Source organism: Streptomyces sp. S3(2020) (assembly GCF_013044505.1).
Taxonomy (GTDB): domain Bacteria; phylum Actinomycetota; class Actinomycetes; order Streptomycetales; family Streptomycetaceae; genus Streptomyces.
On sequence record NZ_JABERD010000266.1, the window covers coordinates 1 to 11,556 of the forward strand.

The following is an 11,556-nucleotide window of genomic DNA, read 5'->3' on the forward strand; positions in this document are numbered from 1 at the left end:
ACGGGTGGGGGGGCGGCGCCCGGCAGGGCGCCGAGGACATGGCGGAGTCGTACGACGCCGCAGAGGCGGCACGCCAACTTCCGCTCGCCGCGGATCTGCTGGCGGCCTGTATCGCGGCCGGCGCCGGTCCGGTGGTGGGGGCGCGGGCGGTGGGCGAGGCGTTGGGCGGGCCGGTCGGGGAGGGGCTCGCGCGGGGCGCGGCGGAGGTACGGCTGGGCGGTCCGCCCGGCGAGGCATGGCGGCGGCTGGCCTCGATGCCGGGCGCCGGTCCGCTGGCGCGGCTGTTGGAACGGGCCGATGTGTCGGGGCTCCCCGCGGCCGCACCGGTCGCACGGCTCGCCGCGGAGGCCCGCGCCGAGTGGGCGCGCACCGCGACGGCACGGGCCCGGCGGGCGGCGGTCATGGTGACCGCGCCGGTGGGGCTGTGCTTCCTGCCCGCGTTCATCGCGGTCGGTGTGCTGCCCGTGGTGATCGGTCTGGCCAGCGGGGTGATGGGAGGAGGTGGCGGATGACGGGACGAGGCCGGACCGACAGCAAGTGATCTAGCAGGACCAGTCAACAGAAGCGACCTATACGGGGGTTGAGATGTACAAGGCGGTACGGGCACGGATGCGTGCCCTGGTGTGCGGGGCGCGTGCGGCGCGCGGGGACGCGGGGATGGTCACCTCCGAGTACGCGATGGGGATCATCGCGGCGGTGGCGTTCGCAGCCGTCCTCTACAAGGTGGTGACCAGCGGAGCGGTCAGCGCGGAGTTGCAGGGCATCGTGAAGCAGGCGCTCGATGCGCGGATGTGAACGGGGTCGCGCGGACCGGGGGTTCGTGACGGCGGAGTCGGCCGTGGTGCTGCCCGTGCTGGTGATGTTCGCGACGGCGCTGGTCTGGGGGCTGCTCGTGGTGGCCGCGCAGATCCAGTGCGTGGACGCGGCGCGGACGGGGGCCCGGGCGGCGGCGCGGCAGGATCCGGCCGACGCGGTCGTCGAGGTGGCCCGCGAGGCGGCACCGCGCGGTGCGGAGGTCACGGTGAGCACGGAGCGACAGGGGGAGGGAGCGCAGGTCCGGGTGGTGGTCGTGGCCAGGCCGCCGATGCTGGGACGGCTGCCCTTCGATGTGCGGGAGGAGGCGGTGGCGTCGGTGGAAGGGGCGGCGTCGGTGGAAGGGGTGGGTCCATGAGCAGGGGCTTCCCGTGGAGTCGGGGCGCTGCCCGATGCCCGGGTACCTGGGAGGAGGGGTTCCGGCGGTACCGGGGCTCGGGCTCGCGCCCGGCGGGGTTCGTGTGGCGCCGGAATCTCGACTGCGACCGTGGCTCCCACTGTCTGGAGCGTCGGTGCGATCGCCGTGCTGTGCGTGGCGTTCGGGGTCGTGCTCGCCCTGGGGCAGGCCGTCGTGGTCCGCCACCGGGCGGCCGGGGGCGCGGATCTCGCGGCGCTCGCGGCGGCGGACCACTGGGCGGAGGGCGGCGAGGGGGCCTGTGCCCGGGCGGAGCGGGTGGCCCGGGCCCAGGGCGCCCGGCTGGTGCGGTGCGTGATCGTGGGCGAGACCTCGGACGTGACGGCGACGGCGGGCCGGGGGCCGTTCGCGGCGGAGGTCAGGGCACGGGCGGGACCGGCGGACCTGCCCCTTCCGGGACCGGTGGAGCCAGTGTCTCCCGCGTCTCCCGCGTCTCCGGCGCCTGTGGGGCTGCCCCCGCTGCCCCCTTCCGGACCGGCGGATCCGCCCCCTGCGGCACCGGATCCTGCCGGGCCGGCTCCGCCTCCGCCTCCGGTTTCTCCTCCGGCGCCCCCCGCAACAGCACCGTGAGCAACCGCACCGCCCCCCTCTTGTGCAGCGGATCGTTGCCATTGCCGCACTTGGGGGACTGGATGCAGGACGGGCAGCCGGCGTCGCACTCGCAGGCGGCGATGGCCTGGCGGGTGGCGGTGAGCCAGGCGCGGGCGGTGTGGAAGGCGCGCTCCGCGAAGCCCGCGCCGCCCGGGTGGCCGTCGTAGACGAAGACCGTGGGGAGCAGGGTGTCGGGGTGCAGCGGGATCGAGACGCCGCCGATGTCCCAGCGGTCGCATGTCGCGAACAGCGGCAGCATGCCGATCGAGGCGTGTTCCGCCGCGTGCAGGGCGCCGCCGAGGATCTCCGGGTTGACGCGGGCCTCGTCCAGTTGGTCCTCGGTGACCGTCCACCACACCGCGCGCGTGCGGAGCGTACGGGGCGGGAGGTCGAGTTTCGTCTCGCCGAGGACCTCGCCCGTGATGAGACGTCTGCGCAGGAAGGAGACGACCTGGTTGGTGACCTCGACCGAGCCGTAGCACAACCGGCCCTCGCCCCAGGGGACTTCGACATCCGTCTCCAGGACGGAGATGGCCGTGGTGTCGCGGGCCACCGTCGAGTACGTCGGGTTCGCCTGCTCGACCAGGGCGACCGAGTCCTCCAGGTCCAGGGACCGGACGAGGTAGGTGCGGCCCTGGTGGAGGTGGACCGCGCCCTCGTGGACGGTCGTGTGCGCGGCGCCCGCGTCGACCGTGCCCAGGAGACGGCCCGTGCCGGACTCGACGATCTGGACCGGGGTGCCGCCCCCGCCGCGGATGTCGGTGAGGTCGGCGGCCCGTTCCCGGCGGGTCCAGTGCCAGGCCTTCGTGCGGCGGCGCAGGAGCTTGGCGGCTTCCAACTGCGGGAGCAGGCTTTCGGTCTCCGGGCCGAACAGCGCCAAGTCCTCGTCGGTCAGCGGCATTTCCGCGGCCGCGGCGCACAAGTGCGGTGCCAGGACGTACGGGTTGTCGGGGTCGAGGACCGTCGACTCCACCGGCTGGTCGAACAGGGCCTCGGGGTGGTGCACGAGGAAGGTGTCCAGAGGGTCGTCGCGGGCGACCAGGACGGCGAGGGCGCCCTGTCCTGACCGGCCCGCGCGACCGGCCTGCTGCCACAGGGACGCGCGCGTGCCCGGGTAGCCGGCGATGATCACGGCGTCCAGGCCGGAGACGTCGATGCCGAGTTCGAGCGCGGTCGTCGCGGCCAGGCCCAGCAACTCTCCTGAGTGGAGGGCCTGTTCCAGGGCGCGGCGTTCCTCGGGGAGGTAGCCGCCGCGGTAGGCCGCCACGCGTCGGGCCAGGGAGCGGTCGACCTCGGCCAGCCGCTCCTGGGCGATGACCGAGATGAGTTCGGCGCCGCGCCGGGAGCGCACGAAGGCGACCGAGCGGACGCCCTGCACGGTCAGATCCGTGAGCAGGTCGGCCGTCTCGGCCGTGGCGGTACGGCGGACCGGGGCGCCCTTCTCGCCGTGCAACTCGGTGAGCGGGGGCTCCCAGAGGGCGAACACCAGCTCACCGCGCGGTGAGGCGTCGTCGGCCACCTCGACCACCGGGAGGCCGGTGAGGCGGCCGGCTGCGACCGAGGGCTCGGCGGCGGTCGCGGAGGCCAGCAGGAAGACGGGAGAGGCGCCGTAGCGGGCGCAGAGGCGGCGCAGACGGCGCAGCACCTGGGCGACATGGGAGCCGAAGACGCCGCGGTAGGTGTGGACCTCGTCGATCACGACGTACTTGAGCGACTTCAGGAAGGAGGACCAGCGCGGGTGGGACGGGAGGATGCCGCGGTGCAGCATGTCCGGGTTGGTCAGCACGTAGTTGGCGTACTGGCGGATCCACTCGCGTTCCTCGAACGGGGTGTCCCCGTCGTAGACCGCGGATCGAACTGAATTGCCCAGCGGTTGTGAAAGTTCCTTCACAGAACGCCACTGGTCCGCCGCCAGCGCTTTCGTGGGAGCGAGGTACAGCGCGGTGGCGCCACGGCCGTTCGGGGCCTCGGAACCGTCCAGGAGGGCCGTCAGGACGGGCGTGAGGTACGCCAGGGACTTCCCGGAGGCCGTACCGGTCGCGACCACCACCGAGTCGCCGTCGAGGGCGTGCTCGGCCGCCTGTGCCTGGTGGGCCCAGGGGTGTTCGACACCGGCGGCCTGCACCGCGGCGACGACCTCCGAACGAATCCGGTCAGGCCAGACGGCATGGCGACCCTCGCGCGGGGGCAAGTGCTCCGTATGAGTGATGCGCGCAGCCCGACTCGGCCCGGAGGCGAGCCGGTGCAGGACCGTGCCCGGTTCCGGCCGGGAGGCGGGTTCCGCCGAGGATCGATCGGATCGGTGATTCTTGGCCATCGGCACCGAGTGTGTCACTGGCGTGACGGACAATGGGACCAAGGCGTCGTGCACGCCTGCCGGTAAGTGATTGAATGCCATCGCGGCTGGCGAACCGTCCTGGGGGCTCTGCCGAGAGTGTCCTAACGGGCGACCGCTCGATAGCAAGGTGCTGGAGGATCCGTGGACCTGTCCCTGTCGACCCGTACCGTCGGCGATCGTACGGTCGTCGAGGTCGGTGGCGAAATCGACGTATATACCGCGCCCAAGCTGCGCGAGCAGCTGGTCGAGCTGGTGAACGACGGGAGTTTCCACCTCGTCGTCGACATGGAGGGCGTGGACTTCCTCGACTCCACCGGGCTCGGCGTACTGGTCGGCGGACTGAAGCGGGTGCGTGCCCATGAGGGCTCGCTGCGCCTGGTCTGCAACCAGGAGCGCATTCTGAAGATCTTCCGCATCACCGGCCTCACCAAGGTGTTCCCGATCCACACCTCGGTCGAGGAAGCGGTGGCGGCCACCGACTGATCCACCCGGCCCGGGCGCGGGAAGGACCGTGCCCGGGGCGGCCGTAGTACAGGGGGGTCCGGGCTTTCGGCAGTCCGGTCCCCCGACAGCACGCCCGTAGTTCCGAGGGGGATGCATGGCCACCGTTGAACTCCGCTTCAGCGCGCTGCCCGAGCACGTCCGCACCGCCCGTCTGGTGGCGGCGGCGGTGGCGCGCAGGGCCGGAGTGGACGAGGCCGTTCTCGACGAGGTCAGGCTCGCCGTCGGCGAGGCCTGTTCCCGTGCCGTCGGGCTGCACCAGAACAGCGGCATCACCGCACCGGTGAAGGTGCTGCTCATCGAGGAGGAGAAGCAGTTCTCCATCGAGGTGGGCGACGAGGCGCCGCGCTCGGCCCCGGGTGACCGGGCGCCCGGCGGGGCCGCCGAGGACCCGGACGCGGAGACCGACGAGGACGAGATGGGCCTCGCGGTCATCAGCGGCCTCGTCGACGACGTGGAGGTCACCGCAGGGGAGCACGGCGGGTCGATCCGTATGACCTGGCCGACCACTCCGCCGGCCGCGACGCTTCCCTGACCTTCGCATAAACAGTTGATCAAAGGGCCCCGTTCCGCGGGGCCCTTTGTTTTTTTGGAATTCGTGAAATGATTCACGATCAGTCAATGCCTTTGGGGCATTAGCTCTTTCGGGTTCTGTGGCGTGACGTCGATCATTTGCTGAAGAGCATGTGAAGGCTGATTCCGTTTACCGCGCACTGTTTTGATCAGGTTCCGCTACCTACAATCCGTCCACATCTTGAGCTCAGCACAGGCGTCAAGGAGGACGAATGGCGGGGCTTTCTACCCCTCATCAGTTGGACCATCCCACTTCCCTCGCAGCCGCGGTCCTGACCGACGACAACCGGATCATCATCTGGGTGATCGCCGTCGTCGCACTGGCCGCGCTCGTGGTCGCGGGCATCCTGGTACGCCAGGTGCTCGCGGCGGGCGAGGGTACCGACAGCATGAAGAAGATCGCGACGGCGATCCAGGAAGGCGCCAACGCCTATCTGGCCCGGCAGTTGCGCACGCTCGGCGTATTCGCCGTGGTCGTGTTCTTCCTGCTCATGCTGCTGCCCGCGGACGACTGGAATCAGCGCGCCGGTCGATCCGTCTTCTTCTTGATCGGCGCGGCGTTCTCGGCGGCCACCGGCTATATCGGCATGTGGCTCGCCGTGCGCAGCAATGTGCGCGTAGCCGCGGCGGCACGGGAAGCGAGCCCTGCGGAAGGTGAGCCGGAAAAGGATCTCACCGCCGTCTCGCACAAAGCAATGAAGATCGCTTTCCGCACGGGCGGCGTCGTCGGCATGTTCACGGTGGGGCTCGGTCTGCTGGGCGCCTCCGTCGTCGTGCTGGTGTACGCGGCCGACGCACCGAAGGTGCTCGAGGGCTTCGGCCTCGGGGCCGCGCTGATCGCCATGTTCATGCGTGTCGGCGGCGGCATCTTCACCAAGGCCGCCGACGTCGGCGCCGACCTGGTCGGCAAGGTCGAGCAGGGCATTCCGGAGGACGACCCGCGCAACGCCGCGACCATCGCCGACAACGTGGGCGACAACGTCGGCGACTGCGCGGGCATGGCGGCCGACCTCTTCGAGTCGTACGCCGTGACCCTGGTCGCCGCGCTGATCCTCGGATCGGCGGCCTTCGGTGACTCCGGGCTCGCCTTCCCGCTGATCGTGCCGGCGATCGGTGTGATCACCGCGATGATCGGCATCTTCGCGGTCGCCCCGCGCCGGTCCGACCGTAGCGGGATGACGGCGATCAACCGCGGGTTCTTCATCTCCGCGGTGATCTCGATCGTGCTCGTCGCGATCGCGGTGTACGCCTACCTGCCGTCCTCGTACGCCGACCTCGACGGCATCACCGACACGGCGATCGCGGCCAAGGACGGCGATCCGCGGATCCTCGCGGTCGTCGCGGTGGGGATCGGCATCGTGCTGGCCGCTGTCATCCAGCAGCTGACCGGCTACTTCACCGAGACCAACCGCCGCCCCGTCAGGGACATCGGCAAGACCTCGCTCACCGGCCCGGCCACCGTCGTCCTCGCCGGTATCTCGATCGGTCTCGAATCGGCCGTCTACACCGGCCTGTTGATCGGCCTCGGCGTCTACGGGGCGTTCCTGCTCGGCGGTACGTCGATCATGCTCGCGCTGTTCGCCGTGGCGCTGGCCGGCACCGGTCTGCTCACCACGGTCGGTGTGATCGTCGCCATGGACACCTTCGGGCCGGTCTCCGACAACGCGCAGGGCATCGCCGAGATGTCCGGTGACGTCGAGGGCGCGGGCGCCCAGGTGCTCACCAACCTGGACGCGGTCGGCAACACCACCAAGGCCATCACCAAGGGCATCGCCATCGCCACCGCCGTCCTGGCGGCGTCGGCGCTCTTCGGCTCCTACCGCGACGCCATCACCACGGGCGCCCAGGACGTCGGCGAGAAGCTGTCCGGCGACGGTGCGCCGATGAGCCTGATGATGGACATCTCGCAGCCCAACAACCTCGTCGGCCTCATCGCGGGCGCCGCGGTCGTGTTCCTCTTCTCCGGACTCGCCATCAACGCCGTGTCACGGTCGGCGGGCGCGGTGGTCTACGAGGTGCGACGGCAGTTCCGCGAGCGGCCCGGGATCATGGACTACAGCGAGAAGCCGGAGTACGGCAAGGTCGTCGACATCTGCACCCGGGACGCCCTGCGCGAGCTCACCACACCCGGTCTGCTGGCCGTGATGGCGCCCATCTTCATCGGGTTCACGCTCGGTGTCGGCGCTCTCGGGGCCTATCTGGCGGGTGCGATCGGCACCGGCACGCTCATGGCGGTGTTCCTCGCCAACTCCGGCGGTGCCTGGGACAACGCCAAGAAGCTCGTCGAGGACGGTCACCACGGCGGCAAGGGCAGCGAGGCCCACGCCGCGACGGTGATCGGTGACACCGTCGGCGACCCCTTCAAGGACACCGCGGGTCCCGCGATCAACCCCCTGCTGAAGGTGATGAACCTGGTGGCGCTGCTCATCGCGCCCGCGGTCATCAAGTTCAGCTACGGCGAGGACAAGAGCATCGGCGTACGGATCACCATTGCCGTCGTCTCGCTCGCCGTGATCGTCGGCGCGGTCTATGTCTCCAAGCGGCGCGGGATCGCCGTAGGGGACGAGGAGGGCGCCAAGAGGTCGGTCAAGTCGGCCGATCCCGCGGTGGTTTCGTAGGCGGTCCCACGGGGCCCGGCCCAAGGGGCGGGCGGGTGGCGCGCGTTGGCGCGTCGCCTGCCCGCCCCTTGTGTGTTTACGCCCCCACCGTGAGCCTTCTCTCGCTTGGTGCAAACGGTTACAAACCATGCCTGGATGGACGTTCGACGTACGGGCATAGCCCATCCGGCGTGTATCTTCCGGGGCCGAGAGCCATGGAAGGGACCAATCCGGTGAACAAGAAGCTCGCGGCCGCTCTGTCCGGCGGTGCGGTACTGGTACTGGCGCTGTCGGGATGCAGCAGCGACGACAACAGCGACAAGCTGAACTCCTGGGCCAAGGAGGTCTGCGACGCCGTGCAGCCGCAGGCCAGGAAGATCGAGGCGGCCAACGCCGCGATCCAGAAGGAGACCTCGGACAACAGCACGCCGGAGGACGTCCAGAAGACCGACTCACAGGCCTTCCAGGACATGTCCGACGCCTACAAGGCGATCGGGGCCGCGGTCACCAAGGCCGGAGCTCCGGACGTCGACAACGGCGAGACGAAGCAGAAGAACGCGGTCAAGGAGCTCAACACCATCTCCGCGTCCTACGCCTCCCTGCAGAAGCAGGTCGACGAGCTCAACACCAAGGACCAGGCGAAGTTCGCCGACGGCCTCAAGGACATCGCGACCGCGCTCGACAAGCTGAGCACCAGCGGCAGCGACGCCCTGAAGACGCTGGAGGAGGGCGACGTCGGCAAGGCGATGGCGCAGCAGGAGAGCTGCAAGAGCGCGTCGGCCTCGCCGTCGGCGACCACCGGCTGACATCCACCCTTGCGTGGCCCCGGCGCCGTAGGCATCGCCTGCGGCGCCGGTTCACAATGGGGTGGTGAGTAACGCCGACCTTGCCTCCCTGCCCTCCGCCGACCGCACCGACGTCGCCGCGCGGCTGAGGGACGCCCTTCTGGGCGCCTCCTTCACCGCCGACGGGCTGCTCGAACTGCTCGGTGCCCCCGCGTACGCGGCGCTCGCGCGCAGCGAGACCGTGCCCGCCCTGCGGGCGACCCGCGGGGACACACCGCTGGAGGTGCTCGTACGGCTCTTCCTGTTGCAGCAGCCGGTGCCCCACGCGCGCGTGGCGGGTGTGCTGCCCGTGGACGCGTGTCTGGAGAGCGGGTGGCTGGTGCGCGTCGGCGGGCCCTCCGGTGACGAGGTCGCCGCGTCCGTCGACGTACGGCCGTACGGCGGGCCCGACGGCGAGGACTGGTTCATCGTGTCCGACCTGGGGTGTGCCGTCGGCGGGGCCGGAGGCATCGGGAGCCGGGCCGAGGGGGTCGTCCTGGGCGTCGGCGGCGCCTCCACGACCCTCGCGGGCATCACCGTCCGTACGCCCGTCTCCGCCGCCCTCGACCTCGGCACCGGCTCCGGCATCCAGGCACTGCACGCCGCGCGGCACGCCACGCGCGTGACGGCGACCGATCTCAACCCGCGCGCGCTGCACATCACCGCGCTCACGCTGGCGCTGTCCGGCACGCCGGCGGCCGAGCTGCGCGAGGGCTCGCTGTTCGAGCCGGTGAAGGACGGGGAGACGTACGACCTGATCGTCTCGAACCCGCCGTTCGTGATCTCGCCGGGTGCGCGGCTGACGTACCGGGACGGCGGGATGGGCGGGGACGATCTGTGCCGGTCGATCGTTCAGCAGGCGGGGGAGCGGTTGAACGAGGGCGGGTTCGCGCAGTTCCTCGCCAACTGGCAGCACGTGGAGGGGGAGGACTGGCAGGACCGGCTGCGGTCGTGGGTGCCGCGCGGGTGTGACGCGTGGATCGTGCAGCGCGAGGTGCAGGACGTCACGCAGTACGCCGAGCTGTGGCTCAGGGACGCCGGTGACCACCGGGGCGACCCGGCCGGGTACCAGGCGCTGTACGACGCCTGGCTGGACGAGTTCGAGGCGCGCAAGGTGCGGTCCGTCGGGTTCGGCTGGATCACCCTGCGCAGGACGGGGGTCGCCGTGCCCTCCGTCGTCGCCGAGGAGTGGCCGCACCCCGTCGAGCAGCCGCTCGGCGACACGGTCAGGGCCCACTTCGAGCGCCTCGACTACCTGCGGGAGCATGATGACGCGGCCCTGCTGGAGGGCCACTTCAGGCTCGCCCCCGAGATCGTCCAGGAGCAGGTCGGGCTGCCCGGCGCCGAGGACCCGGAGCATGTCGTGCTGCGCCAGAACCGCGGGATGCGCCGGGCCACCAAGGTGGACACGGTCGGCGCGGGCTTCGCCGGAGTGTGCGACGGCTCGCTGAGCGCGGGGCGGATCCTGGACGCGATCGCGCAACTGGTGGGCGAGGATCCGGTGTTGCTGCGCGACCGCACGCCGGCGCAGATCCGGCTGCTGGTGGAACAGGGGTTCCTGGAGCCGGCGTGAGGCTTGATCGGGCGCGGCGCTCGGTCCGGCTGGCTCCCGGTCAGGTAAGGCGCCCGGTCCGGCGTGACGGGTGCTCAAGCGTGACGGGTGATCAGACGCGGCCGCTCGAATCGGCGTGAGGCTCGATCGGGCACGGCTTCTCGCGTCGGCCTGAGGCTTGATCCGTGTGACGTCCGGGGCGGGTGGGTGCCCTGAGGCCCGTGTGACCGATCTGGTGGGATTGCTCCTGAAAAAGGTCTCCTGTCAGTGGCAGGTGCGAAGCTACCTTCGAGAGACAGAGTGCACGCGTCCTCGGGGGAGGCGCGCTGTCTCGGGTCTCGGGGGGAGGCGTGATGGCGGGGGATACGCCGGATCAAGGCGAAGGCAGGGTCATCAACGGGCGGTACCGGCTGCTGCGGTCGCTCGGCGCGGGCGGCATGGGCCGGGTCTGGCTCGCGTACGACGAGGAGTTGGCCTGCGAAGTCGCGATGAAGGAGATCGCGCTTCCGGACGTGCCGATGGACGCGGCCGAGCCCGCCCAGCGCATCGCGCGGGCCCGCAGCGAGGCCCGGCACGCGGCGCGGCTGCGCGGCCACCCCCATGTGGCGACCGTGCACGACGTGGTGGTCCACGAGGGACTCCCGTGGATCGTCATGGAGTACGTGCCGGACGCGGTCGACCTCCAGGCGGTCGTACGCCGTTCGGGGCCGCTGCTGCCCGCCCAGGCGGCCCGCATCGGGCTCGCCGTGCTCGACGCGCTGACCGCCGGGCACCGGATCGGCATCCTCCACAGGGATGTGAAACCGGCCAACATCCTGCTGGCGTCCGACGCTTCGGGCGACCCGTACGCACGCGTACTGCTCACCGACTACGGCATCGCCCTGCAACCCGAGTCCCGCGAACCCCGGCTCACCGCCACCGCGGGCATCCTCGGCACACCGGGCTACCTCGCTCCGGAACGCGCGCGTGGGGAGCCGCCGACGCCCGCCGCGGATCTGTTCTCGCTGGGCGCGACGCTGTACTCCGCCGTGGAGGGACGCGGCCCCTTCGACCGGCACGGTGACTACGCCACGCTGACGGCGCTCCTCGGGGAGGAGCCGACTCCGTCGGTGCGTGCCGGTGAACTGACGTCCGTGCTCCAGGGGTTGCTCGTGAAGGACCCGGTGCGCAGGTCGTCGCCGGAGACGGTGGCGCGGGGGCTGGAGCGGGTGGTGCGGGGGGCCTCGCCCGCGTGGCCCACGGCGGCCGGTGCGACGCCGGGGGGATTCGGGCCGCCCGAGGGGTTCGGGGCGGCGACACCCCAGACGCCGGGTGCGCCACCGACGCCGAGCACTCCGCAGACACCGCACACG

The 11,556-nt window shown here is 71.2% G+C and carries 10 protein-coding genes and 1 pseudogene; 10 read left to right on the forward strand and 1 reads right to left on the reverse strand.

All coding sequences use genetic code 11. From position 1 onward, the window contains the following. The 4 genes and pseudogenes from HLK59_RS43775 to HLK59_RS51620 form a co-directional block, all read left to right on the forward strand. A partial coding sequence (locus HLK59_RS43775; protein WP_171147248.1) for a type II secretion system F family protein occupies positions 1-512 on the forward strand: 512 nt, incomplete at its 5' end. Positions 513-585: 73 nt separating this feature from the next. Further along, positions 586-795, forward strand: a complete 210-nt coding sequence (locus HLK59_RS43780) for a DUF4244 domain-containing protein (protein WP_171147249.1) — start codon at positions 586-588, stop codon at positions 793-795. Beyond that, positions 782-1,171, forward strand: coding sequence for a TadE family type IV pilus minor pilin (locus tag HLK59_RS43785; protein ID WP_171147250.1), 390 nt, complete (start codon positions 782-784; stop codon positions 1,169-1,171). The genes HLK59_RS43780 and HLK59_RS43785 overlap by 14 nt, the downstream gene beginning before the upstream one ends. A 114-nt stretch (positions 1,172-1,285) precedes the next feature. Beyond that, positions 1,286-1,609: pseudogene (locus tag HLK59_RS51620) on the forward strand (Rv3654c family TadE-like protein); the annotation flags it as partial. On the opposite strand, the gene HLK59_RS43795 reads toward HLK59_RS51620, so the two are convergent. Then, on the reverse strand, positions 1,587-4,217 hold the full coding sequence (locus tag HLK59_RS43795; RefSeq protein ID WP_240982991.1) for a DEAD/DEAH box helicase: 2,631 nt from the start codon (positions 4,215-4,217) through the stop codon (positions 1,587-1,589). The pseudogene HLK59_RS51620 and the gene HLK59_RS43795 overlap by 23 nt on opposite strands. An 81-nt stretch (positions 4,218-4,298) precedes the next feature. Between HLK59_RS43795 and bldG the strand changes: the two genes are divergently transcribed. From bldG to HLK59_RS43825, 6 genes are all read left to right on the forward strand, one after another. Continuing rightward, positions 4,299-4,640: an anti-sigma factor antagonist BldG gene (gene bldG / locus HLK59_RS43800; RefSeq protein WP_003975386.1), complete on the forward strand. Its 342-nt coding sequence runs from the start codon at positions 4,299-4,301 to the stop codon at positions 4,638-4,640. 115 nt (positions 4,641-4,755) lie between these two features. Then, positions 4,756-5,193, forward strand: coding sequence for an ATP-binding protein (locus HLK59_RS43805; protein WP_171147251.1), 438 nt, complete (start codon positions 4,756-4,758; stop codon positions 5,191-5,193). A gap of 250 nt (positions 5,194-5,443) precedes the next feature. After that, positions 5,444-7,849, forward strand: a complete 2,406-nt coding sequence (locus HLK59_RS43810; protein WP_171147252.1) for a sodium-translocating pyrophosphatase — start codon at positions 5,444-5,446, stop codon at positions 7,847-7,849. 194 nt (positions 7,850-8,043) lie between these two features. Beyond that, entirely contained in the window at positions 8,044-8,634 is a 591-nt protein-coding gene (locus HLK59_RS43815; protein WP_171147253.1) for a small secreted protein, read from the forward strand. A gap of 64 nt (positions 8,635-8,698) precedes the next feature. After that, positions 8,699-10,225, forward strand: a complete 1,527-nt coding sequence (locus HLK59_RS43820) for a class I SAM-dependent methyltransferase (RefSeq protein ID WP_171147254.1) — start codon at positions 8,699-8,701, stop codon at positions 10,223-10,225. A 332-nt stretch (positions 10,226-10,557) separates the two neighbouring features. After that, a partial coding sequence (locus HLK59_RS43825) for a serine/threonine-protein kinase (protein ID WP_171147255.1) occupies positions 10,558-11,556 on the forward strand: 999 nt, incomplete at its 3' end.